Below are 24686 nucleotides of genomic sequence, written 5' to 3' on the forward strand. Positions count from 1 at the left end.
AGAGCTTCCCCATGAACAGCACTGTCCGCCTGACCCTGATTTCCCTGGCCCTGGGTCTTTCCGCGTGTACGGTGCATCAGCCCGGGGAGCGTGAGCCGCTGCCGCCGATCGAGACCACGCCGCCGCACAAGGGACCGGTGGTCAAGCCCTTGCCGGGTGGCCAGCCCGGCACCCAGCCGAGCAAGCCGGCGGCGATTCCCAAGCCCATGCCGCGTACCTCCGCCAGCTTCGCGCCGCCACCGGGGGGCGCCAGCCACTGGGACCCGAAGCTGGGGGTCTATGTGCTGGAGAAGGAGCCCAACACCTTCTACCGCCAGCGCACCTATTACCGCTGGAACAATGGCTGGAGCTGGTCGCTGAGCCCCAACGGGCCATGGCAGGACACCGACAGCAGTGGCGTGCCGGGCGGGTTGGGCAGGGCGTTCGGCCAGTAATTGCCGTAGAGGCCCTATCGCGGGGCAAGCCCGCTCCCACGCCAGTAACGCTCGTCGTCAATTGCGTGGGAGCGGGCTTGCCCCGCGATAGGTCCGGCGGCGCCAACAGCTGGCATAATCCCCCTTCGCATTCAACCGGAGGGTGGCATGAGCAAGACAGTCCTGGTGCTGGTGGAAACCGTCGATGACTACCTGCCGCTATTGGAACGGGCCGGCTATCGCCTGATCCGCGCACCGTCGCCGCAGATGCGCGCCGACGCCATCGCCCGTCACGCCGGCGAGATCGACGCCGTGCTCACCCGTGGCCCGCTGGGCCTCACGGCCGACGAAATTGCCATGCTGACCCAACTTCAGATCATCTGCGTGATCGGCGCCGGCTACGAGCAGGTCGATCTCGAGGCCGCCGCGGCGCGCGGCATTACCGTCACCAATGGCGCGGGTGCCAACGCCGGGCCCGTCGCCGACCACGCCATGGCGATGCTGCTGGCGCTGTTGCGCGATATCCCCCGTGCCGATGCCAGTACCCGACGCGGTGAGTGGAACCGGGTGATCAGCCCCTCGGTCAGCGGTAAGCGCCTGGGCATCATCGGTCTGGGCGCGGTCGGCCAGGCCATCGCCCGCCGTGCGAGCCAAGGTTTCGACATGAATGTCAGCTACCACAGCCGCACGCCTCGCAAAGACCAGCCCTACACCTGGTACGACACCCCGCTGCACCTGGCGGATGCGGTGGACATCCTGGTGGTCGCGACGCCCGGTGGCAGTGGTACCCGGCATCTTGTCGATGGTCCGGTACTGGAGGCCCTGGGCGCCGAGGGGTACCTGGTCAACATCGCCCGGGCCAGCGTGGTGGACACCACGGCGTTGGTCGGCGCGCTGGAGCGGGGCGTGATCGCCGGGGCCGCGCTGGATGTGTTCGATGACGAGCCTGCGGTGCCTGATGCGCTCAAGGCGCTGGGCAACACGGTGCTGACCCCGCATGTGGCGGGGCAGTCTCCGGAAGCGGCGCGCGATACCGTGACCCTGGTGCTGCGCAACCTGCAGGCGTTCTTTGCCGGCGAGCCGGTGTTGACGCCGGTTCGCGGTTGAATCCTTTCTGAAGTCCGCCCGGCGCGCTGCCGGGCCTGAGGAGCTTTTGCATGCAACTTGAGATCTTCCAGGTCGACGCTTTTTCATCCGTGCCGTTCGGCGGCAATCCCGCAGCGGTGATTCCGCTGCAGCAGTGGCTGCCCGATGAAGTGCTGCAGCGCATTGCCGAAGAGAACAACCTGTCCGAGACGGCGTACTTCGTGCGTAACGGTGAAGCGTTCGACCTGCGTTGGTTCACGCCGGCGGTGGAGGTTGACCTGTGTGGGCATGCGACGTTGGCGGCGGCCTGGGTGTTGTTCGAGCAACTGGGTGAGCAGGCCGAGGTGCTGCGTTTCAATACCCGTAGCGGGGAGTTGCGGGTTCGGCGTGGTGCCGATGGCCTGCTGGCGATGGATTTTCCGGCTAAGCAGCCGGTGGCCGTCGAGATTCCGGCGGGGTTGCTGGAGGCGCTTGGGTTAAGTGAGGCTCGGGCGTTGTACCGGACCGACGACTACGTGCTGGTGATTGACGATGTGTCGCTGATCGAGGGGCTCAAGCCGGATTTCGTGGCGTTGTCGGCGTTTGAAGTGCGGGGGATTGCGGTGACGGCGGCGGGGCGTGGGTTTGATTTCGTCACGCGGTGGTTTGGGCCCAGGGTTGGGGTCAATGAAGACCCGGTGACCGGGTCGGCGCATACGTCCTTGGCGCCGTATTGGGCGCAGCGGTTGGGTAAGAGCAGCTTGCGCTGTGAGCAGGGTGGGGCGCGCAAGGGGCAGTTGCAATGTGATTTGCCTGGGAATGGGCGGGTGATTATCAGTGGGCGGGGGGCGCTTTATTTGCGGGGGGTGGTTTTTGTTTGAGTTGCTAGTTGCTAGTTGCTAGTTGTGGTTTATGGGGGTGATGGTTTTGGTAGTTGTAGGCGCATTCATTTGCGATGTCGACGCATAGTCACCTTTCCGCCCTTACGGCGGGTAACTTTTTGAAGGATCAAAAAGTCACCAAAAAATCCTCGCTCCATTCATCCGGCCCTCCGCTTCGCTCCGGGTTCCCTCACTCCGGTCTTGCTCCCGGGAGGACCGCGCTGCAGGGCCCATCCTGGGCCCCAGCGCTTGACGGGCATCCATGCCCGTCACCTCCCTCCGCAAGTCCTGCGTTCGGCCTCCTGAAGTCGCGAAGTTACGGGCGGCGCCTGGACTGGCGCAGCTGTCGCTAGTTGGAGATTAAATAATCTCTCGATCGTTTCGCGGGGCAACCAATATATAACTAACTGTCAAATAGCCAACTTCGCATTTTCTGCTCTTGCTCTTGCTCTTGCTCTTGCTCTTGCTCTTGCTCTTGCTCTTGCTTCTAAGCGCGCGATAGTTCAGGCGCCACCAATTGCGACTTCAGGAGGCCGAGCGGAGTTCTTGCGGAGGGAGGTGACGGCCATGGATGGCCGTCAAGCGCTGCGCCCCAGGATGGGGCGTTCAGCGCGGTCCTCCCGGGAGCAAGAACGGAGCGAGGGAACCCCGGAGCGAAGCGTAGGGGCCGGATGAATGGAGCGAGGATTTTTTGGTTCCTTTTTGATCCTTCAAAAAGGGACCCGCCGTAAGGGCGGAAAGGTGACTATGCGTCACCATCGCCAATGAATGCGCATAAAAAATCAAAACAATCACCCCGAACCCACCACCTATACTCCAACTCCCAAAAACAACAGCAAGGAGCCCCCCATGCCCCAGGAAAACCAAGGCACCTGCCTATGCCAAGCCACCAAACTGACCGTCAAGGTCGATAACAACCACGTCAGCGCCTGCCACTGCAGCATGTGCCGCAAATGGACCGGCGGCCCACTGCTGGCCGTCCATTGCGCCGAACCCCCGCTGTTCGAAGGCCCAACCCCGAACGTCTATGATTCCTCCCCCTGGGCCCAGCGCGGCTTCTGCGGCCAGTGCGGCACGCACCTGTTCTACCGCCTGAAAGAGAGCAACCTCTACGTTGTGCCGGTCGGCCTGCTCGACGGTAAGGCAAACTGGACCTTCACCGAGCAGATCTTCATCGACGAAAAACCCGCCTGGTACTGCTTCAAGAACGAAACCAAGGACCTCACCGGCCAACAGATCTTCGAACAGTTCGCCCCGTCCTGAGCCGACCCGCCTTGCCAAACCCACGCATTCCTGAGAAAAGGGCGCCCACCAAAACCGTCTCGAGGAACCTGCCATGAGCAGTGAGCTGCAAGTCATCGATCTACAGGAAGGCGACGGCAAGGCCGTGGTCAAGGGCGCGTTGATCACCACCCAGTACCGCGGCACCCTGGCCGACGGCAGCGAGTTCGATTCGTCCTGGTCGCGCGGCAAGCCGTTCCAGTGCGTGATCGGCACCGGCCGGGTGATCAAGGGCTGGGACCAGGGCCTGATGGGCATGCGCGTGGGCGGCAAACGCAAACTGTTGGTGCCGGCGCACCTGGGCTACGGCGAGCGCTCGGTCGGTTCGATTCCACCGAATTCGGACCTCACCTTCGAGATCGAGCTGCTGGAGGTGCTGACCCGGGACGATTGAGGCGCACGATGGTTGGGAACCGGGTGATGAAAACCTTGTGCTGGAGTATTGGCTGCTTGATCTGGGAAATTTCCTACCTGCTTGTCAGGCGTTGGCTGGCATATGGAGTGGTATTTCCACAGGTATCGTCCCAGGTTCTCCTGGCTCTTTGTCCAGAGCCTAACTGCCTGAGAGCCATTGATGTACGAGGATCCTGTTCAGATCGCCCTGTCGCTGTTCATAGGCTTTGCGATTGATCGCTGGTTGAGGTCACCCCGGCTGCGTACCTGGCTTGGCGTGAGTCTTCTCACTATGGGGGGCTCGGTATGCTGTTCTTGCACCGTGAAACGCTCAATGGTGTTGATGTGGTGCTGTGGAAGTCTTTCGCTATCGTGCTGGGTGTATGCCTGATTGTATTCAGCGACCGCTACAAGGATGCGACGTGACGTTGCTCCCAACACTTTGACTTAAGCATTCGGGGCTCACCGGTCCTGCGATAGACCGGAACTGTGCTGACCCGCGACGATTGAGCAACGAGCAATAATTCAGCAACACACATGCGATAACGTGGCCTTTTTCGATGGAACGGCATGTGCGCCCAGGGAGGAACCAAACGGGTCGAGGGCACTCTGACCCTCACTCGCTGCCACGGATGGCATTCACGACAGGGACGACCAGCAGCCAAGGCTGCCGGACCATGTGGCGGGGCAACCCAGTACCCCTTGCCACAAGAGTCCGTCCCAGATGAAGCTGCCCACCTTCCTTCGCCGTCGTCGTCACCTGTTGCTGAGCCTGACGCTCGCCGCTGCGGCCGTGCCGTTGGCCTTGGCTGTGGTCGAGAGTCGCGCGCAACCCGTGGATGGCACCCAGACCCTGGTCTTCCTGCGTCACGCCGAGAAACCCGGGGAGGGGTTGGGACAGCTGAACTGCCAGGGACTCAACCGTGCCCTGGACCTCGCCACCTTGCTGCCCGAGCGCTTCGGCAAGGCTGACTACGTATTCGCCGCCAACCCTTCGCGGGGTGTCGAGGAAGGTAGCCAGGATGAGCGCTACAGCTATATCCGCCCGCTGATGACCATCAGCCCCAGCGCCATCCGCCTCGGCTTGCCGGTGAACATCGACTATGGCGCCAACGACACCGACGATCTGGCTGACGAATTGCTCAGTAGCAAGTACCGCAATGCGACGGTCTACACCGCCTGGTCACGCGGCTATCTTCCGGAACTGATCAACACCGTAGCCGGCAAGGCCCTGGGCGAGGAGCGGGTGCTCACCGAAGACTGGCATCGCGACGATTTCGACACCTTGTACGTGCTCACGCTGACCTGGCGCGATGGCAAGGCGACCCTGCTCAGCCGCAACGTGCGCCAGGGGCTCGATCACGGCGAGTCTGGCTGCCCGACCTGACCTGCTGTTACTGTCTGGCCATCAGGCCGGGACGGGAATGGACGCATGAACCAGCGGGTGACAGTGATCGGCGGCGGGGTGGTCGGCCTGGCGACGGCTTATGCGCTGGTGCGCGACGGTTGGCAGGTCGACCTGGTCGAGGCCCGTGACAGCCTGGCCAGCGCTACCAGCTTCGCCAACGGTGGGCAGCTTTCGTATCGCTATGTGGCGCCGCTGGCCGATGCCGGTGTGCCGTGGCAGGCACTTGGCTGGCTGCTGCAGGGGGATTCGCCGTTGCGCCTGCGCGTGCGTCTGGACCCGGCGCAGTGGCGTTGGCTGGCGGCTTTCGTCATGGCCTGCCGCACGTCCGTCAATCGGCGTAATGCTGCTCAGTTGCTGAGCCTGGCGCTCGAAAGCCAGGCGGCGTTACAGCGCTGGCGCGAGCAGGAAGGCCTCGATGATTTCGCCTGGCGGCGCAATGGCAAGCTGGTCGCATTCCGTACCCAGCGTGCATTTGACCATGGGTGCCGACACCTGCTCGATCCCGACAGCCAGCGAACACTGGATGCCGCCGAACTGCGTGGACTCGACCCGGCGCTGGCAGATGCACCTTTCGTTGGCGGCGTGTTCACTCCGGGCGAGGAAGTCGCCGATTGCCACCGTTTCTGCCTGCGCCTGGCCGAGCGCCTGGAGGCATCCGGGCAATGCAGGTTGCTGTTGGGGCGGCCGGTGACACGGCTGATAGCGCACGATGATCAGGTGCTGGCCCTTGAGATGGGCAATGAGCGGCTGGAAGTACAGCGCCTGGTGCTCAGCGCCGGGCATCGTAGCGCCGGCCTGGCATTGCCGGGCTTGAATTTGCCGGTCTATCCCTTGAAAGGTTACAGCCTGACCGCGCCGATTGGCGCCGCGCATCGGGCGCCTGAGGTGAGTATCACCGACTACGAACGCAAGATCGTCTATGCCCGGCTGGAAGACCAACTGCGGGTGGCGGCGATGGTGGACATCGTCGGTTATGACGAGGCGGTGGACGCCGGCAGGCTCGCGAGCATGCGCCGGCTGGCGCGCGAGACCCTGCCGGAGGCCGCTGATTACGGGCAGGCGGTGGAGTGGGCTGGGATGCGGCCGGCGACGCCGACCGGGGTGCCGATCATTGGCGCCACGCGGTATCGCAACCTGTGGCTGAACCTGGGGCATGGGGCTTTGGGGTTCACCCTGGCCTGTGGCAGTGGAGAGCGACTGGCGAAGTTGTTGCGCTGACTGTATCAACCTGATCGCGGGGCAAGTCGCATCGGCGCACCGCCGCTCCCACGAAGGCGTGGGCTTGCCCCGTGATGGGTAGATCAGCGACCGAAACGCATCGGCCAGCCTACCACCTTCTTCGCCCGCGGCGTGGCGTAGGTGCGTACCTTGGAGGTACTCAACCCCAGCCTCACCAGCGATTCGGCAATGGTCACCGCCGCGCTCACGCCGTCCACCACCGGCACCCCGGTGCGCTGGCGGATCTGCTCGTCAAGCCCGGCCATGCCGCCGCAACCCAGGCAGATCACCTCGGCCTTGTCCTCGCGCACAGCCCGTTCGGCCTGCTCGACGATGGCTTCCACCGCACGCCGTGGGTCGCTTTCCAGCTCCAGCACCGCCAGGCCGCTGGCGCGCACCGAGGCGCAGCGCTCGTATAGCCCGGAGAGCTTGAGGCGGTCCTCGATCAGCGGCACGGTGCGGTCCAGGGTGGTCACCACCGAGTAGGCGTGGCCCAGGTACATCGCGGTGCTGGCGGCGGCATCGGTGATGTCCACCACCGGCACGTCCAGCAGCTCCTGCAGGCCTTCGCGGCCATGCTCGCCATAGCCGGCCTGGATCACGGCATCGAAGGGCTGGTCGTAGGCCAGCACCCGGTCCATCACCGCGATGGCGGCCAGGTAGCTCTCGAAATTGCCCTCCACCGACTCGGCGCCGAACCACGGGGTCAGGCCGACGATCTCGGTACCGGGCGCGGCCACGCTACGCGCTTGCTCGGCAATGGCTTCGGTGATGGCTTCGGTGGTGTTGACGTTGGCGATCAGGATACGCATGACAGATCTCCCTGAAATTCAGTGGCTGCTGTGGTCGACGGCGATGCATTCGCCGCTGACATCGAGGTATTGGCGGTGGCGTGGCGCAATCAGCAGGTAGACGGCGGCGGCGATACCGGCACCGATCAGCCAGGAGAACGGCGCGATACCGTGGAAGTTGGGCACCAGGGCCAGGACGATGGCCAGTAGCGCGGCGGGAATGAACGCGGCCACGGCGCGCAGGTTGATGCCGCGGGTGTAGTGGTAGGCGCCGGCGGGATTCTCGCTGTACAGCTCGGGCACGTTGATGCGGCCCTTACGCAGCAGCCAGTAGTCGGCCATGATCACCCCGTACAGCGGGCCGAGCAGGGCGCCCAGGCCCGAGAGGAAGTACACGATCACCAGCGGGCTGTTGTACAGGTTCCACGGCAGGATCAGCACCGCCAAGGTGGCGCTGATCAGCCCGGCGCGGCGGAAGTTCAGGTGGCGCGGCGCCAGGTTGCTGAGCACGAAGGCCGGGGCGACGAAGTTGGCCATGATGTTCACCGCCACGGTGACGATCAGGAAGGCCAGGCAGCCCAGCACCAGGAACGCGGTGTTGGGGATGCTGGCGACGATCTGCGTCGGGCTGTCGATGACCTGGCCGTTGATCTGGAACTGTGCGCCGCACAGCACCACGGTGATCGCCGCGAACACCAGGATGTTCACCGGCAGGCCCCAGAAGTTGCCGACGCGGATGGTTTTACGGCACGGCGAGGAGCGGGCGAAGTCGCAGAAGTTGAGCACCAGGGTGCCGTAGATCGCCAGCCACAGCGCGCCGCCGGCGAAGATATTGCGCCACATCTCGTAGCCGTTCAGGGGCTCGGCGACCGACCAGGCGATGCGCGCATCGGCCTTGAAGTACATGAACACCGCCAGGCTTGCCACGGTCAGCAGGATCACCGGGCCGGCGAAGGCCTCGTAGCGGCGCACCATCTCCATGCCGTAGGCGAGGATCACCAGCTGCACCAGCCAGATCGCCACGAAGCACACCCAGCCCAGGCTCGACAGGCCGAGAATGCTGTCGTGGTCATAGGCGGCCACCTGCGGCCACACGGCGGTCAACAGCACCCGCAGCACCACCGAGGCCAGGTAGGTCTGGATGCCGAACCAGGCGATGGCGATCACCGCGCGGATCAGCGCCGGGATCTGCGCGCCATGGATCCCGAAGGCGATGCGGCTGATCACTGGGAACGGCACGCCGGTCTTCTGCCCCATGTAGCCGGACAGGTTCATGAAGAAGTACACCAGCGCCGCGCCGATCGCCAGCGACAGCAGGATCTGCCAGCCGCCCAGGCCGAGGGCGAACAGCCCCATGGCGAAGGAGTAGTTGGCGATGTTGTGCACGTCGTTGGTCCACAGCGCGAAGATGCTGTAGCCGCCCCAGCGGCGGCCTGCCAGTTTGGTCGGGGCGAGGTCGCGGTTGTGCAGGCGTGGGCTCAGTTCGAGATCGGCGGGTTGGCCTTCGAGGGTGGTGGTCGAGGGATGGGTGCTGGCAACGGAAAGTTCAGGGGCAAGGGGGAGGCTGCTACTCATTCCGGTGGCTCCTGATGCGTGTGACTGCGATGAGCGGGCGCTGGCGCACGGGCTCGCCATCTCGTCGGTGCAGGCGTTGGCATCACTGGGTTCTGGGCGCAACGGTCGCCGGTGGGGCGACGCTGCGGGTTCTTGTGTATTTATGTTTCGTAAAACTTGTATACAAAACGCAAACACACAAAAGCCAGTTCCATGCCAGCGATCAACTCGCTTTCAGGTTGCTACTATTTTGAATCTATCTACTTGAAAGATAAGTGGATGAAATAAAGGAAATATAAGCTGACCAAATGAACAGGTAATATTTTTTGCTCGACCTTTTAGTTGATCGGTTGGTCAGATTTAGTTGATTGGAGTGTGTAACTTAATGGGGCGTTACCCGTGAAAAGTGCACACAAAAATGGCACTTATGGTGACATTTGTGTGTACAAGTTTTGGCCGGGCCGACTGCGTGGGAGCGGGCTTGCCCCGCGATAGGGCCTGCAGCTGCAAAACCTCCCTCACGCCATCGGCGGCAACCGCCGCTTCACCGGCGTTTTCTTGATGATCGCCGTATTGGTTTCGGCCAGCACGTTAAGGCGGTCGAGCAGCGTGTCCAGCTGCTCCATCGAGCGCACATGCAGGCGGGCAATGAAACAGTCTTCGCCAGTGACCTTGTCGCATTCGGTGAACTCGGGAATGGCCACGATCTGCCGTTCCACCTCCTGCAACTGCCCCGGCAGCGGGCGAATGCGCACGATCGCCTGCAACTGGTAGCCGAAACAGCGCGGGTCCACCTCCACCGTATAGCCGCGCAGCACGCCGCGCTCCTCCAGGCGGCGCAGGCGCTCGCTGACGCTGGGCGCCGACAATCCGCTGATCTGCGCCAGGGCCTTGAGCGAGCGGCGCGAGTCTTCCATCAGGGCGTTGATCAGCAACTGATCGATGGCATCGGTCATGGCAGCCTCGTTAGGTGATTTTCAAGATATGCCTTGATAGTAAAGGCGATAGCACAGATATGCCTTGGTTATCCGCTGGAAGGTCGCCCTCGACCCTCCGCATACTGTGCCCATCGTCGACAGGAGGTGTGAGATGGACAATTTGCTGCGCCGTGGCTCGCTGGAAATGATCGCCGCCATGCTGATTTCCGGGACCATTGGCTGGTTCGTGCTGGTGTCCGGGCAGCCGGTGCTGGAGGTGGTGTTCTGGCGCTGCGTGTTCGGCGCCGGCACCTTGCTGCTGATCTGCGCGGCCATGGGTTTTCTCAAACCGGGCGTGCTGACCCGCGCCACCTTTCTGCTGGCGGTGGCCAGCGGGGTGGCGATCGTCGGCAACTGGGTGTTGCTGTTCGCCTCCTATTCGCGGGCTTCGATCGCCATCGGCACCGCGGTGTACAACGTCCAGCCGTTCATGCTGGTGGGCCTGGCCGCGCTGTTCCTCGGTGAAAAGATCACCCCGGCCAAGCTGACCTGGTTGAGCGTGGCGTTCCTCGGCATGTTGGCCATCGTCAGCGCCCATGGCGCGGGCCAGGCCAGTGGCGACGAGTACCTGCTGGGCATCGTCCTGGCGCTGGGCGCGGCGTTCCTGTATGCCGTGGCCGCGCTGATCATCAAGCGGCTGACCGGCACGCCGCCGCACCTGATCGCGCTGATCCAGGTGAGCACCGGCGTGTTGCTGCTGGCGCCCTGGGTCACGCTCGGCGGACTGCCCGGTGAACTGCCGGCGCTCGGCAGCCTGGTGACGCTGGGTATCGTGCATACCGGGTTGATGTACGTGCTGCTGTACAGCGCCATCCAGCGCCTGCCCACGGCGTTGACCGGGGCGCTGTCGTTCATCTACCCGATCGCGGCGATCCTGGTCGACTGGGTCGCCTTCGACCATCGCCTGGCGCTGGTGCAGTGGCTGGGCGTGGGCCTGATCCTGCTGGCGGCGGCGGGTATGCAGCAGGGATGGTGGTTGCGCCCAGCCGGCAAGCCTGCGCGGCAGCAGTAACGCAAAGAAGGGCAGCTTACCGGTGTAAAGTATTCATTCGGCAATATCTGGAGACGGGTGGCGTATTGATGGCACTGCTGTCCTCTAGTACCCTGCGCAGCTATTTCGCAGTGATGCGCTCGGCTTTTAGTGATGGACTACGCCCCCATGCCCCTTCCTACCCGCTTCCTGGCCGCAGGCTTGGCACTTTTGCCTTTGCTGGCCGGTGCCGCACCGTTCCAGACACCTGGCGATCGCGACCTGATCCGCGACCGCCAGGAGAACCTGTTGCAAGAGCAGCGCAAGCGCCTCGAAGAGCTGCAGCAACTGCCGGGCAGGCAGGCACCGCAGGCACCGGCCCAGCCGAGCCAGGAAGGGCGTTGCTTCCAGATCCAGCGTGTCGAGCTGCAAGGCGCCAGCCTGCTGGATGATCGGCAGCGCCAGGCCCTGCTCGACGGGTACCAGGGCAAGTGCCTGCAAGTCGGCCAGCTCAACGACCTGCTCAAGCGCATCACCGACCATTACCTGAACCGCGGCTACCTGACCACTCGCGCCTACCTGCCCCAGCAGGACCTGGGCTCCGGCGTGCTGCAGATCATCATTGTCGAAGGCCGCCTGGAAGGGCTGGACGGTTCCGCCCTGGCCAGCCCCCGGGAAATGGCCATAGCTTTCCCCGGCAACACCGGCGAGGTGCTCAACCTGCGCGACATGGAGCAGATGGTCGACCAGCTCGGCCGCCTGCCCTCGCGTCAGGTCGAGGTGGAGCTGGTGCCGGGGCAGGAGGTCGGCGGCAGTCGCGTCCAGCTCAAGGGCCAGCGTGACAAGCCCTGGCGCGTCTCGGCCAGCCGACACAACAACGGTGACGCCAGCAGTGGCGAGCAGCAGATGAACCTCGGCCTGGAGTGGGACAGCCCGCTGGGCCTGGCCGATCAGCTGAGCCTGCGCGGCGGGCGCGACGTGGTCAGCGACCACTGGCGCCATTCCGACAGCCACGGCCTGAACTACAGCCTGCCGTGGGGCTGGTGGACCTTCAACTACAGCTACAACCACAACTACTACCGCACCCGTGACACCTCCAGCGGTTTTCCCTTCAAGCTCGACGGCGACAACAGCGTGCACCAGTTCCAGGCCGAACGGGTGATTCACCGCGACAGCCTGAGCAAGACCGCGGTCAATGTCGGCGTCAGCCACCTGCGTGCGCGCAACTACCTGGACGACACCCTGATCGACGTCTCCAGCACCCGTATCACCGAGCGCCAACTGGGCGTCAACCACGGCCGGCGCATCGGCAACGCCTTCGTCAACCTCGATGCCGGCTGGCAGCAGGGCATTGGCGCGCTCGACGCCCAGGGCGCGGGCGATCCGCGCGGCAACGAACCGGTGGCGCGCTACAACAAGTACACCCTCACCCTGAGTTACCTGCAGCCGTTCCAGCTGTGGGGCGAGCAGTTCAGCTTCGACAGCCTGGCCACCGGCCAGCGCAGCGAGGACGCCCTCTACAGTGGCCAGCGTATCAGCGTCGGCGGGCTGACCTCGGTGCGCGGCTTCAAGGAACAGACCCTCACCGGCGACAGCGGCGGTTACTGGCGCAACCAGTTGCGCTGGCGCCGCCCGGTGACCTGGGCCGCACTGCAGCCGTGGCTGCGCGAATACGGCATGGCCTTCGCCTATGACGCCGGGGTGATCAAGGGCCAGCACGGCAATGGCCAGGACCATGGTCGCCTGAGCGGCAACGCCTTCGAGTTCAACGTGCGCGGCCAGTACTTCGCCGCCAGCGCGACCTTCGCCCGCTCGCTGGAACGCCCCGACGTCATCACCCGCCGCGAGCACCCGATCTATTTCCGCGTCGACGCGTTCTTCTGAGCCTCGACCCACCCATTACCCGTGACATCGCCGCCCCGCCAGGGGCGGGTCTGCAACTGGCCCGAGCAGCGACTGGAGTTCGTTCGACATGGATATCCGCACCCCACTGAACCAATGCATCGCCCTGATCGTCGCGGGTGTGCTGTTCCTCAACCCCATCGTCGCCACGGCCGCGCAACTGACCGTCGACGCGGCGGCCAATGCCAACACCAGCATCAAGCAGGCCGGCAACGGGGTGCCGATCGTCAACATCGCCACGCCCAATGGCAGCGGCCTGTCGACCAACACCTTCCGCGACTACAACGTCGGCAGCAACGGGCTGATCCTCAACAACGCCACGAACAAGACCCAGTCGACCCAGCTGGGCGGCATCATCGTCGGCAACCCGAACCTCAGGGGCCAGGCGGCCCAGGTGATCCTCAACCAGGTCACCGGCGGCAACCGCAGTACCCTGCAGGGCTACACCGAGGTAGCGGGGCAGGCGGCCCGGGTCATCGTCGCCAACCCCCATGGCATCACCTGCAAGGGCTGCGGCTTCATCAACACACCGCGGGCGACCCTCACCACCGGCAAGCCGATCATGGACGGCGAGCGCCTCGACCGCTTCCAGGTGGACGGTGGCGACATCGCCATCGAAGGCGACGCGCTCAACGCCACCAACCTCGACCAGTTCGACCTGATCACCCGCAGCGCCAAGCTCAACACCGAGCTGCATGCCAAGCAACTGAACATCGTTACCGGGCGCAACGACGTCAAGGTTGACACCCTGCAGGCCACGCCGCGTGCCGACGAGGGCGGCGACAAGCCGCTGCTGGCCATCGACAGTTCGGCGCTGGGTGGCATGTATGCGAACACCATTCGCCTGGTAGGCACCGAGCAGGGCGTGGGCGTCAAGCTGGCCGGCAACATGGCTGCCACCACCGGCGACATCCAGGTGGACGCCAACGGCAAGGTGACCCTGGCGCAGACGTCCAGTGCCGGCAACCTGACGGTCGCCGCGCAGAGCGCCGAGCTGACCGGCAAGACCTACGCCGCCGGCAGCGCCAGCGTGCGGGTGCGAGACGAAGCAACGGTCGGCCAGAGCCTCGCCGCCAGGGACAGCATCACCGTGGTCGGCGCGCGGATCGACAACCAGGGCGTCATCGAAGCCGGCGTGGAGCCGGACAACACCCGCAATGCCCACGGCGACGTGACCCTCACCGGCCAGACCCTGCGCAACCGTGGCAGCGTGGTGGCCAACCGCACCCTGGATGCCACCGGCAGCACCACCCTCGACAACCAGGGCGGCACCTTCAAAGGCCGAGTGACCACGCTGACGGCTGGCCAGCTGGACAACCGCAAAGGCCAGGTACTGGCCGACGACACCCTGACGGTCAACGCCCACGCGATCGACAACCGTGACCAAGGCCTGCTGCAAGGCAAGGGCAAGGCCGTGGTGGATGCCAGCGCAACCCTCGACAACCGGGGCGGCCGCCTGGTTGGCCAGGGCGGCCTGCAGGTCACCGCCACCCAGCTCGACAACCGTGACAAAGGCCTGGTCGGCAGCGATCGGCAGGCCAAGCTGACCACCCATGCGCTGCTGGATAACCAGGGCGGCGGCAAGCTCAGTGCCGACCGCCTGGACATCACCACCGCCGGCCTGCTCAACGGTGGCGGCCAGTTGCTCGGGGGCGATGTGCTGATCAACGCCAGCGCCGACATCGACAACCGCCTCGGCCTGGTTTCGGCCAAGCGCCTGCTCGACCTCAAGGCCGTGGGCCTGGATAACAGCGGCAAGGGCAACCTGCTCAGCGACGGCACGTCGGACATCAAGGTGGCCACCCTGGATAACCGCGGCGACGGCATTGTGTCGAGCCTCGGCGACCTGAGCCTGCATGGCAAGCACCTCGACAACCGTGGCGGCCTGGTCCTCGCCGACCGCTCGCTGACCGTCACCGGCGGGCATTTCGACAACCGCGACAAGGGCGCGGCCACCACCAAGGGCAAGGCCCTCATCGACGTCGCCAGCCTGTCCAACAGCGATGCCGGCCACCTGCAGAGCGATGGTCGTCTCGACCTGATCGCCGGCACGGTCGACAACCAGCGCCTGGGCAACATCACCGCCAAGGGCGACCTCGAGGCCCACCTGGGCACCTTGAACCATCAAGGCGGCAGGTTGACCAGCCTGGGCAGCCTGCTGCTCACCGCCGACACGATCGACAACCAGCAGGGCGGCAAGATTGGCGCGACCACCGTGGCCGACATCAGCGCGGCGCGCATCCTCAACCAGCAGGGTGAGATTTCCAGCGCCGGCAAGGTCGTCCTGAATGCCAGCGAATTGCTGGACAACCAAGGCGGCAAGGTCATCGGCGACCGTGGCCTGGCCCTCACCGTGCAGCGCCTGCTCAACCAGAACAAGGGCCTGCTCAGTGGCTATGACCGCCTGAGCCTGCACGGCACCGAGCTGCTCAACAACGGCGGCAAGCTGAGCAGCCACCAGCACATCGACGTGACCCTGGACGGCCAGCTGGACAACAGCGACGCCGGCCTGATCGTCAGTGACGCCACCGTTACCCTGAATGCCGGCACGCTGCGCAACAACCAGGGCGGCAAGGTCTCGGCCAACGCGGCCCTGGACCTGACCAGCAAGGGGCTGCTGGACAACCAGGGCGGCACCCTGGTGACCAACACCGGGCTGCTGCTCAAGGCCGGTCGCCTGGACAACAGCCACCTCGGCGTCATCAGCGCCCAGGACCACGCCGAGCTGCGCAGCGGCGCCATCGACAACAGTGCCAAGGGCAATATCGGAGCCCGCAGCCTGCTGCTGGTCGCTACCCAGCTCGACAACAATGCCTACGGGCGCATCAGCGCCGCCGGCCAGATCGATGCCACGCTGACCGGCCTCGACCAGAACGACCACGGGCAACTGGTCAGCGCAACCGGTATCGATCTCGACCTGCAGCACGGCCAGCTGGTGAACCGCAACGGCGGCCTGCTGCGTTCGCCGGGCAGCCTGTTGTTGCGTCAGATCGGTGTGGTGGACAACCGCGAGGCGGGCGAGATTTCCAGCAATCACGGTTTCAGCCTGGTTGCCAACAAACTCGACAACCGTGGCGGGCGAGTGATCAGTGCCCAGGACCTGACCCTGCGCATCGCCGGCGTCCTCGACAACAGCCTTCAAGGCGTGTTGTCGGCCAGCCATGACCTCACGGTCGAGGCCACCAGCCTCGACAACTACACCGGCGGCAGCCTTGCCAGCGGCCAGGCCCTCAAGGCCACGATCGGCGGCCAGCTCGACAACCACGACCAGGGCATCCTGTCCGCCGTCGGTGCGTTGACCGTGACCAGCGCCGGCTTGCTCAACAGCGAGCGCGGCCTGCTGTCGGGCAACACCGGCGTGACCGTCACCACCGGCCAGCTGGACAACCACCAGGGCGGCCAGCTCATCAGCCAGGCGGCGATGACCGTCGACAGCGCCGCGCTCGACAACCGTGGCGGCGCCTTGAGCAGCAAGCAGGCCATGAAGCTGACCACCGGCGACCTGCGCAACGGCGCCGATGCCCTTTCGCAGGGTGGCCGAATCCACAGCGATGGCGCGTTGACGCTGGTGGCCGGGCAGGTCGACTCCAGCCAGGGAGGTGAAATTTCCGCCAAGGGCGACCTGCTGCTGCGGGTCAGCGAGCTGATCCAGCGCCAGGGGCGGCTGATCGGCGAACAGAAGCTCGACCTCGACCTGAACGGCGGCGACCTGCTGAACCAGGGCGGCCTGATCAGCGCCAACGGCCCACTGAACATCCACAACCTGGGCAAGCTCGACAACAGCGCCGGTGAGGTCACCAGCCAGCAATCCTACAACCTGCTCGCCCAGCGCATCGACAACCAGCAGGGCCGCATCCTCAGCGATGGCCGGCTGACCGTGGAGGCGCCACTGCTGGACAACAGCGGCAAGGGCCTGATTTCCGGCGCGCAGGGCCTGCTGGCCAAGGGCACCGACCTGAACAACAGCGGCGAAGGCACCCTGTCCAGCAAGGACGGCGACCTCACCGTGACCCTGGACGGTACCCTCGACAACCGCGAACTGGGCGCCCTGGTCAGCAAGGGTAACCAGCAGATCACCGCGGCCAACCTGCATAACAGCAAGGGCATCATCTCTTCCGAGCAGGCCATCACCCTCAGTGTCACCGACCGGCTCGACAACAGCGGCGGCGGGCTCATTTCCGCCACCGGCGACCTGGCGTTCGACCAGGCCGGCACCGTCATCGACAACCAGGGCGGGCAGATCAACGGCCAGGCGATCACCGTCGTCGGCAAGCGCCTGGAAAACGCCAAGGGTCAGCTGACCAGCCGCGCGCTGCTCGACCTGACCTTGACCGGGGCCCTGCTCAACACCGACGGCGCGCGCCTGGTCAGTGGCGCCGACCTGCTGCTCAAGGCCGGCAGCATCGCCAACAACGGCGGCAAGCTGATCAGCCACGGCCTGCTGCGTGTCGATTCGGCGACGCTGGACAACAGCCGTGGCGGCAACCTGGCCAGCCAGCAGAACCTGGTGCTGCGCCTGAGCGGTGACCTGCTCAACGGCCAGGACGGCCTGCTGTTCAGCGAACACGGCAAGCTCGACATCCACGCCAATGCCCTGGACAACCAGGCCGGTACCCTGAAGAGCCAGGGCGGCATCGAAGTGCGCCTGGACAAGGCCCTGAACAACCACGGCGGACGCCTGGAGAGCCAGGCGGGCGACCTCGAGCTGCATGCCGCGAGCCTCGACAACGGCGGCAGCGGCATGCTCAGCGCGGTCAAAGGCCTGTTCAAGGGCGTCTTCGCCGGCCTGTTCGACAACGGCGGCGGCACCACCCAGGCGCAGTCGGTGGACATCAAGGCCGACACCCGGGTGAACAACCAGGGCGGCTACCTCTCGGCCCTGGGCGGCGACAATCAGCTCGACACCGCCGAGTTCGACAACCGCGCTGGCGGCCTGTACGCCGCCGGGCTGCTGCACCTGCAGGGCCAGCAGCTGCTCAACCAGAGCGGCAAGATCGGCGCCGGGCGCATTGATTTCGACCTGAGCGGCGCGCTGTACAACGGCCTCGGCCAGCTGGAAAGCGAAAGCGACCTGCTGCTGCGCGCCAGCGAGCTCGACAACCGCGCGGGCAACCTGCGCGCCCTCGGCAAGACCGGCACCAGCCGCTTCATCGTCACGGGCAACCTGCTCAACGACAACGGCGTGCTGGCCACCGCCAACCACGACCTCGACCTGCAGATCGGCGGCCTGAGCAACAGCGGCGGGCAACTGCTGCACACCGGCCTTGGCACCTTCGGCCTGGCCTCGGACAAGGTCACCCAGGCCGGCGGCGTGCTGCATACCGATGGCCTGCTGAGCATCGGCGCCGCCAGCTGGACCAACGACAGCGTGCTGCAGGCCCGGCGCCTGGAGCTGGACATCGGCCGCTTCGTGCAGACCGCCAGCGGCAAGCTGCTGGCGGTCGAGAGCTTCAAGGGCCGTGGCGGCGACTGGACCAACCATGGCCAGCTGGCCAGCGATGGCAGCCTGCAACTCGACCTCACCGGCAACTACGACGGTAACGGCCGCCTGAGCAGCCTCGGCGGCCTGGGGCTGAGCGCCACCGACATCCGCCTGTCCAGTGCCGCCAGCCTGGCCGGTGGCGCCGGCAGCGTGGTGACCGCCCGCAACCTGCTGAGCAACGATGGTCGCCTGACCGCCCTCGGCGGCCTCACGGTCAACGCCGCCAGCCTCGAGAACCGCGGCACCCTGGGTGGTGCCGCGGCGGTGACACTTGCCGCCAACACCCTGAGCAACCAGCGCGGCCTGGTGTTCAGCGGCAACGACATGACCCTGCGCGTGGGCAGCCTGAGCAACTACTACGGCGATATCTACAGCCTCGGCGGCCTGGACCTGGCCGGCAACGGCAGCGCCCGCGCCGCGTTGCTGGACAATATCTCCGCCAGCATGGAAAGCGCCGGCAGCATGACCCTGGCGGTGGACACCATGCTCAACCGCAAGGAACACCTGAGCTCGAAGCAGAAGCTGGTCGCCGGCTACGTCAACGTGTATTCCGACGACCGCTGCAAGGGCAAGGGCTGCGAGCTGTACTTCTCGGCCACGGAAAGCTGGCAGGATGTCATCGACCAGGACAGCCCCACAGCCTTCATCACCAGCGGCGGCAAGCTGACCTTTGCCGGTAACGCGTTCCGCAACCACTACAGCAGTGTCTCGGCGGGCGGCGATATCGCCATCAACACGGCCGTGTTCGAGAACAAGGGCGCCGGTGGCGGCGAGCAACGCAACCTCACCGCCAGCATGTACACCCGTGATCGCGGCCAGTACAACGCCTTCATCAACGCCAAGAACCAGTTCAACCAGAACCCGGGTTCGCTGACCCTCGATCAGGTCATGGCGGCGTCTGGCTATCCGTATGCCAGCATCTATGACGTCATCGACAACAAGACGCCGATTGCTGGCGCCGTGGTCGCCCCGGCGGTGGTGCAGTCGGCTGGCGCGGTGACCATCAACGCCACCCAGCGAATCGACAACAGCGTGGTACGCGTCAACCAGGCCGGTGCCGGCGCCATCAACGCCCGTGGCGATGCCACGGCCGATGCGCGCCAGGCCCAGACCCAGGTGCGCGCGCTCAACCCGCAGTTGCCGCCGGACCTGGCCCAGCGCCAGGTCAACCCGGTCACCCTGCCCAGCTTCAGCCTGCCCCAGGGCAGCAACGGCCTGTTCCGCATCAGCAGCCAGGCCGGCCAGGCCGCGATCAGCGGCGACGCCCTGGGCGCGACCGCTGACCGCACCCAGGCAGGCAGCGGTACCTTCATCGCACCGCTGGCCAGCACGGCCAGTGCCGACAGCCGTGCCGCGCAGACGCTTGGCGCCGACGGCGCGGCTGCGGCGCAGGGCGCCGTGGCTGGCTCCGGCGTGGCGCTGGGCGGCCTGGCTGCCGGGGTCAAGCTGGTCCAGGGCGTGCCTGAGCGCAGCGTGCCGAATGTCTCGCACAAGTACCTGGTAGAGACCAATCCGGTCCTGACCGACCTCAAGCAGTTCCTCAGCTCCGACTACATGCTCGGCCAGCTCAATATCAAGCCGGACCAGGCCATCAAGCGCCTGGGCGATGGCCTCTACGAGCAGCGCCTGATCCGCGAGGCGGTGGTGGCCCGTACCGGCCAGCGCTACATCGACGGCATGACCAGCGACGAGACGCTGTTCCGCTACCTGATGGACAACGCCATCGCCAGCAAGGACAAGCTGTCGCTGAGCGTGGGCGTGTCGCTCAGCGCCGAGCAGGTGGCGGCGCTGACCCACGACATCGTCTGGATGGAGCAGGTCGAGGTCAACGGCGAGAAGGTACTCGCCCCGGTGCTGTACTTGGCCCACGCCAACGGCCGCGTGGCCCCCAACGGCGCCTTGATCCAGGGCCGCGACGTCAACCTGATCAGCGGCGGCGAACTGGTCAACGTCGGCACCTTGCGCGCCACCAACAACCTCGCCGTCAGCGCCACCAACATCGGCAACGCCGGGTTGATGGAGGCGGGCGGGCGCCTGGACATGCTGGCCACCGAGTCGATCCGCAACGCCCAGGGCGGGATCATCGCCGGGCGTGAAGTGAGCCTCACCGCGTTGACCGGCGACGTGATCAACGAACGCAGTGTCACCCGCCTGGAAGGCCGCGCGGGCGGTGAGCACGTGACCAAGGACCTGGTCGACACCGCCGCGCGCATCGAGGCGGCGAACAACCTGACGATCACGGCGGGGCAGGATATCGGCATTGTCGGCGGCGCCGTGCAGGCCGGCGGCAACATCGACATGGATGCCGGGCGTGACCTGATCATCGCCAGCCAGGAAGGTGTCGACAGCCACGAGTACCAGCGTCGCCGCGTCAGTGGCCATGACACCAGCATCACCCAGTACGGCAGCGAGGTGAAGGCCGGCGGCAACCTCACCGCCACGGCCGGCCAGGACCTGAGCATCGTCGCCAGCGAGATCGAGGCCCGCCGCGACCTGGCCCTGCAGGCCGGGCGCGACGTGACCCTGGCCGCTGCGGCGAACGAGGAGCACAGCTACGCCAAGGGCAAGAAAGGCAAGACCAAGTACGAGCGCCAGGAGGACGACGTCGAGCAGCAGTCGGCCGAAGTGAAGGCCGGCGGCGACCTGACCATCGACGCCGGGCGCGACCTGCGCATGGTGGCGAGCAAGGCCAGCGCCGGCGACGAAGCCTACCTGGTGGCCGGCGACAAGCTCGAGCTGCTGGCCGCCAACGACAGCCAGTACTCGCTGTATGACATGAACAAGAAGGGTGGTTGGGGGAGCAAGAAGACCCAGCGTGATGAAGTGACCGACGTGAAGGCGGTGGGCAGTGAGATCACCAGTGGTGGCGACCTGACCCTCGAGAGCGGCGGTGACCAGCTGTACCAGGGCGCGAAACTCGCCTCCGGTGCGGACCTGACCATCGATAGCGGCGGTTCGGTGACCTTCGAAGCGGTCAAGGACATGCATCAGGAGAGTCACGAGAAGTCCAAGGGTGACCTTGCCTGGAACAGCATGAAGGGCAAGGGCAGCACTGACGAGACCCTGCGTCAGAGCCAGCTGACCGCCAATGGTGATCTGGTGATCAAGGCGGTGGATGGCTTGAAGGTCGATGTGAAACATGTCGACCAGGCGACCATCAGCCAGAGCATCGACGCCATGGTCGCGGCCGATCCACAGCTGGCTTGGCTGAAGGAAGTCGAGAAGCGTGGGGATGTGGACTGGCGGCAGGTGAAGGAAGTGCATGACTCCTTCAAGTACAGCCATTCCGGGCTTGGGGCTGGGGCGCAGATCGTCATTGCCATCATCGTCACCTACCTGACGGCAGGGGCGGCCGGCGCAATGATTGGCAATGCCACAGGTGCCGTGGCAGGTTCCGGTTCGGCTTTGGCTGCAAGCGGAACCGCGACCGCCAGTGCCGTGGCCAATGGCGCGGTGGTCGGTTCGACAGTTTCAGCCGGTTGGGCAAACGTTGCGTTGAGCAGCATTGCCACAGCGGCCACCAACAACGCCGTTATCAGCGGTATCAACAACCGTGGCAACCTTGGGGCGGTGTTCAAGGATGTGACCTCATCGAGCAGCCTGAAGGGGTATGCCACAGGCGCAATTACCGCCGGGGTTACCGCTGCCTATCTCAACGATGCGTTTGGCATATCCGCCGAGGACTTGAACAAGCCTACCTTTGGCTTCGATCTGAGCAAGCTTTCGGGCTTCGGCAAGTTTGCCGGCTACACCGGCTCGCAGGCAGCAATAGGCGCTGTGGCCAAATCCGCGTTGGAAGGGAGCAGCCTGGGTAGCAACCTGACCGATGCAGGCAAGACCTTCGTGGGCAATGCGCTGTCGGCGGCCATCTACAAGCGACTTGGCGACAAGCTGTACTTCGAAGGGCTGCCAACCAAGACTGTGGCGCACGCCTTGGTCGGTGGTCTGATCGCCGAGGCCGCGGGTGGTGATTTCCGTACGGGGGCGATTGCGGCAGGTGCGAACGAAGCCTTCGTCGCCACCGTTGGTGAACACATTTTCCCCGGGGCGTCGCATGAGCAACTGCTGACCATGACCTCGCAGTTGCTGGGGCTGACCGTGGCCGCAGGTTTGGGGGCCGATGAGAAAGGGCAGCAGGTGGCAGGCTGGGTGGCGCAGAACGCTACCCAATACAACAACCTCGATCACCCGACTGCGGAGCGCATGCTGGGTGAGTTGAAGGCATGTCGAGCAACCAAGCAGTGCACGGCGGGCCGGATCCAGGACATCGTCGATCGATACGAAAGCATCTCCATCGCCCGCTCGAAGGCGATGGACGATTGCAAGACGCGTGCGTGTGCGCAGGGGCTGGTCGACAGCGCGGTTGTCATCGACAGCCCGGTTGCCAAGGAACTGATTGCGTTCTTTAAGAACCAGGGATACGACACCGTCGGTTTGCTCAATGGCAACCCAGGGCAACACCTGATGCCGTCGATGAACCCTGCCGGTACCGGCGGCTTGTTTGTGCCCGATAAGGACCTGTTCACCGCGAAACTCATCAAGGAAGGCTGGTTGACGCCTGCGGAGCAAGCCGGGCTTCAGCGATGGGATACGGAAACATCATGGCTGGACAATGCCGCTGGTCGTAAGTTGACGATCGAAGAAAAGGCTACGCTGATCACCGAACTGGGTACGACCGGGGCGCTGGCCATCATGGCCGGTGGCCGAGGCGTAGTCGCTGCGACGGGGGGCGGTAAGGGCAAATCCGGAGAGGGTAAGGTCAGCCCGGGCGAGGGCGCGAAGGTCCCGCCATGCCCGCGTTGTTTCGCAGCTGGCACCCTGGTGGCAACGCCGGATGGCGACCGGGCGATTGAAACGCTCAAGGTCGGGGATTTGGTGTGGACCAAGCCAGAGCACGGCGGCAAGCCGTTTGCCGCGGCGATCACCGCGACCCATGAGCGGGATGACCAGCCGATCTATCGCCTGGCCCTGGAGAGCACCCGTACCGATGGCGCGGTAAGATCGGAAACATTGTTGGTGACACCGAGTCACCCGTTCTATGTACCCGCCAAGCGTGACTTTGTGCAGATGGGCGAGCTACGGCAGGGGGATCTGCTGCAGTCGCTGGCAGATGGAGAGGGTGAAGGGACGTCGACTCGGGTGGTCTCGGCGCGGTTGTATAAGCCGGTTGGGAAGACGTTTAACCTGACGGTGGATGTGGGGCATACGTTCTATGTGGGGGATCTTAGGACGTGGGTGCACAATACTGGTGGGCCATGTGATATTCCTGTTGGAGGGAAGGGGACAGATGCAGCCAGTAACCAGAATACCAAGTTCAAAAACTTGTACCCTGGTGATGCTGTAGTACCAGGTCCACGCTATGAGTTGGTCATGACTGAAGGAGGATACAAGTATCGAGTGCCAGGCGGAATGCGTACTCCTAAAGGGAAATATGACTTTATTCAGATGGATGGGAAGATTTATATAGCACCCCCGCGAGAAGGGGCCTCAGGTCATTTATCCTTGTCGAAAGGAGCGGAGGTCGAGTTTGCGGGGCAGGTTCAATTTTCTCAGAAGGGAGGGTTGAAGTCCTGGGACAATCTTTCTGGGCATTACCAGCCTCCTGCAGATGCGGCGCCTATAGTTAAGCTTCCGCAAGGGATGTTTAAGAGTGATGAGTGATCAAAACATGAGCGAGCAATCTGCAGCAGAAAGGGTCAAAAAGCTAGTATCTGATCTTTCTTTCAATAGGAATTCTCGCGCTGAGAATGCGCTCTGCCAAGAAATAAGAGTGCTGTCAGGCGATAAGAAACTGGAGGTTGTGCAGGCGTTGGCGAGTTTTAATGTTCGATTGGGGGCAAGTGTTGCTTCTCGTGTTCATTTGCCGGTGTCTTGTCAAGTGCTCCTAATTAGAAGCCTGCTTGCAGTAGGTGAGAGTAATGCAATTAAGTACTTCGTGATGGGGCTTTTTGTACATCGAATGAGGACGACTGTTGTTATAAGGGAGCTGGAGGCTGCGAAAAGTAAAAGTCCGAATCCAGTGAGGCTGATGGCCTATTACTATTCAAGTCTTAAGGGAATAAGAAATTGTGTTCATAAGAGTGCCCTTGTTAAGTTACGGCATGGGATTTGAAGAGTTTGGGGCAGAAGGCAGGAAAAGAGGGCAGATTTATTTTTTCACTCTAATTCCGGCTCCTGGCAGCGAAGGGAGCTAGCTGTCATGTAGGTGGGCCGAGATTAGAGTAGGGGAAATAAATCTGTCCCCTTTCTGGTCCATTTTTGGTCCCATGGCGTGACTAGGGAGCAGGCAGATCAGCTTATGCGAGAAGCTGCTGAAGCTCGAGTGAGGTACTAATCCATGGGGCAAATAAA

At 64.3% G+C, this 24686-nt stretch carries 14 protein-coding genes; 11 read left to right on the forward strand and 3 right to left on the reverse strand.

Annotated elements, in window-relative coordinates; genetic code table 11:
- Positions 1-11 precede the first annotated feature (11 nt).
- The 7 genes from HU751_RS25465 (at position 12) to HU751_RS25495 (ending at position 6659) form a co-directional block, all read left to right on the forward strand.
- Positions 12-434, forward strand: coding sequence for a hypothetical protein (locus tag HU751_RS25465; protein ID WP_186735501.1), 423 nt, complete (start codon positions 12-14; stop codon positions 432-434).
- Positions 435-581: 147 nt separating this feature from the next.
- Positions 582-1520 (forward strand): 2-hydroxyacid dehydrogenase, encoded by a 939-nt coding sequence (locus HU751_RS25470; protein WP_186735503.1) that lies wholly within the window; start codon positions 582-584, stop codon positions 1518-1520.
- A gap of 50 nt (positions 1521-1570) precedes the next feature.
- A complete protein-coding gene (locus HU751_RS25475) occupies positions 1571-2359 on the forward strand; it encodes a PhzF family phenazine biosynthesis protein (protein WP_186735505.1) in 789 nt (262 codons plus the stop codon).
- Between the two features lie 849 nt (positions 2360-3208).
- Positions 3209-3622 carry a GFA family protein gene (locus HU751_RS25480; RefSeq protein ID WP_186732944.1) on the forward strand — a complete coding sequence of 138 codons (414 nt, stop codon included), beginning with the start codon at positions 3209-3211 and terminating at the stop codon, positions 3620-3622.
- 73 nt (positions 3623-3695) lie between these two features.
- Positions 3696-4034 carry an FKBP-type peptidyl-prolyl cis-trans isomerase gene (locus HU751_RS25485; protein WP_186715347.1) on the forward strand — a complete coding sequence of 113 codons (339 nt, stop codon included), beginning with the start codon at positions 3696-3698 and terminating at the stop codon, positions 4032-4034.
- A 723-nt stretch (positions 4035-4757) separates the two neighbouring features.
- Positions 4758-5420 carry a histidine phosphatase family protein gene (locus HU751_RS25490; protein WP_186732943.1) on the forward strand — a complete coding sequence of 221 codons (663 nt, stop codon included), beginning with the start codon at positions 4758-4760 and terminating at the stop codon, positions 5418-5420.
- 45 nt (positions 5421-5465) lie between these two features.
- Entirely contained in the window at positions 5466-6659 is a 1194-nt protein-coding gene (locus tag HU751_RS25495) for a D-amino acid dehydrogenase (protein ID WP_186732942.1), read from the forward strand.
- An 83-nt stretch (positions 6660-6742) separates the two neighbouring features.
- Here the strand turns inward: HU751_RS25495 and HU751_RS25500 are convergent, their stop codons facing one another.
- The 3 genes from HU751_RS25500 to HU751_RS25510 all read right to left on the reverse strand — a co-directional run bounded on the left by HU751_RS25500 (position 6743) and on the right by HU751_RS25510 (position 9960).
- Entirely contained in the window at positions 6743-7471 is a 729-nt protein-coding gene (locus tag HU751_RS25500) for an aspartate/glutamate racemase family protein (protein WP_028692810.1), read from the reverse strand.
- 18 nt (positions 7472-7489) lie between these two features.
- Entirely contained in the window at positions 7490-9025 is a 1536-nt protein-coding gene (locus tag HU751_RS25505) for an NCS1 family nucleobase:cation symporter-1 (protein WP_186732941.1), read from the reverse strand.
- Positions 9026-9522: 497 nt separating this feature from the next.
- On the reverse strand, positions 9523-9960 hold the full coding sequence (locus HU751_RS25510; protein WP_028692812.1) for an Lrp/AsnC family transcriptional regulator: 438 nt from the start codon (positions 9958-9960) through the stop codon (positions 9523-9525).
- Between the two features lie 133 nt (positions 9961-10093).
- Here HU751_RS25510 and HU751_RS25515 point away from each other — a divergent pair, with 133 nt between their 5' ends.
- The 4 genes from HU751_RS25515 (at position 10094) to HU751_RS25530 (ending at position 24447) form a co-directional block, all read left to right on the forward strand.
- Positions 10094-10993, forward strand: a complete 900-nt coding sequence (locus HU751_RS25515) for a DMT family transporter (protein WP_186732940.1) — start codon at positions 10094-10096, stop codon at positions 10991-10993.
- Between the two features lie 147 nt (positions 10994-11140).
- Entirely contained in the window at positions 11141-12835 is a 1695-nt protein-coding gene (locus HU751_RS25520; protein ID WP_186732939.1) for a ShlB/FhaC/HecB family hemolysin secretion/activation protein, read from the forward strand.
- An 88-nt stretch (positions 12836-12923) separates the two neighbouring features.
- Positions 12924-23996: a two-partner secretion domain-containing protein gene (locus tag HU751_RS25525; RefSeq protein ID WP_186732938.1), complete on the forward strand. Its 11073-nt coding sequence runs from the start codon at positions 12924-12926 to the stop codon at positions 23994-23996.
- Positions 23989-24447 (forward strand): hypothetical protein, encoded by a 459-nt coding sequence (locus tag HU751_RS25530; protein WP_186732937.1) that lies wholly within the window; start codon positions 23989-23991, stop codon positions 24445-24447. The genes HU751_RS25525 and HU751_RS25530 overlap by 8 nt, the downstream gene beginning before the upstream one ends.
- Positions 24448-24686 lie beyond the last annotated feature (239 nt).

Origin of the sequence: Pseudomonas peradeniyensis (assembly GCF_014268935.2) — a bacterium.
Classification (GTDB): Bacteria; Pseudomonadota; Gammaproteobacteria; order Pseudomonadales; family Pseudomonadaceae; genus Aquipseudomonas; species Aquipseudomonas peradeniyensis.

What these genes read in the sequence shown, in the direction of transcription:
- HU751_RS25465 (WP_186735501.1), top strand. Translation starts at nt 12, where the DNA reads ATGAACAGCACTGTCCGCCTGACCCTGATTTCCCTGGCCCTGGGTCTT.
- HU751_RS25470 (WP_186735503.1), top strand. Translation starts at nt 582, where the DNA reads ATGAGCAAGACAGTCCTGGTGCTGGTGGAAACCGTCGATGACTACCTG.
- HU751_RS25475 (WP_186735505.1), top strand. Translation starts at nt 1,571, where the DNA reads ATGCAACTTGAGATCTTCCAGGTCGACGCTTTTTCATCCGTGCCGTTC.
- HU751_RS25480 (WP_186732944.1), top strand. Translation starts at nt 3,209, where the DNA reads ATGCCCCAGGAAAACCAAGGCACCTGCCTATGCCAAGCCACCAAACTG.
- HU751_RS25485 (WP_186715347.1), top strand. Translation starts at nt 3,696, where the DNA reads ATGAGCAGTGAGCTGCAAGTCATCGATCTACAGGAAGGCGACGGCAAG.
- HU751_RS25490 (WP_186732943.1), top strand. Translation starts at nt 4,758, where the DNA reads ATGAAGCTGCCCACCTTCCTTCGCCGTCGTCGTCACCTGTTGCTGAGC.
- HU751_RS25495 (WP_186732942.1), top strand. Translation starts at nt 5,466, where the DNA reads ATGAACCAGCGGGTGACAGTGATCGGCGGCGGGGTGGTCGGCCTGGCG.
- HU751_RS25500 (WP_028692810.1), bottom strand. Translation starts at nt 7,471, where the DNA reads ATGCGTATCCTGATCGCCAACGTCAACACCACCGAAGCCATCACCGAA.
- HU751_RS25505 (WP_186732941.1), bottom strand. Translation starts at nt 9,025, where the DNA reads ATGAGTAGCAGCCTCCCCCTTGCCCCTGAACTTTCCGTTGCCAGCACC.
- HU751_RS25510 (WP_028692812.1), bottom strand. Translation starts at nt 9,960, where the DNA reads ATGACCGATGCCATCGATCAGTTGCTGATCAACGCCCTGATGGAAGAC.
- HU751_RS25515 (WP_186732940.1), top strand. Translation starts at nt 10,094, where the DNA reads ATGGACAATTTGCTGCGCCGTGGCTCGCTGGAAATGATCGCCGCCATG.
- HU751_RS25520 (WP_186732939.1), top strand. Translation starts at nt 11,141, where the DNA reads ATGCCCCTTCCTACCCGCTTCCTGGCCGCAGGCTTGGCACTTTTGCCT.
- HU751_RS25525 (WP_186732938.1), top strand. Translation starts at nt 12,924, where the DNA reads ATGGATATCCGCACCCCACTGAACCAATGCATCGCCCTGATCGTCGCG.
- HU751_RS25530 (WP_186732937.1), top strand. Translation starts at nt 23,989, where the DNA reads ATGAGTGATCAAAACATGAGCGAGCAATCTGCAGCAGAAAGGGTCAAA.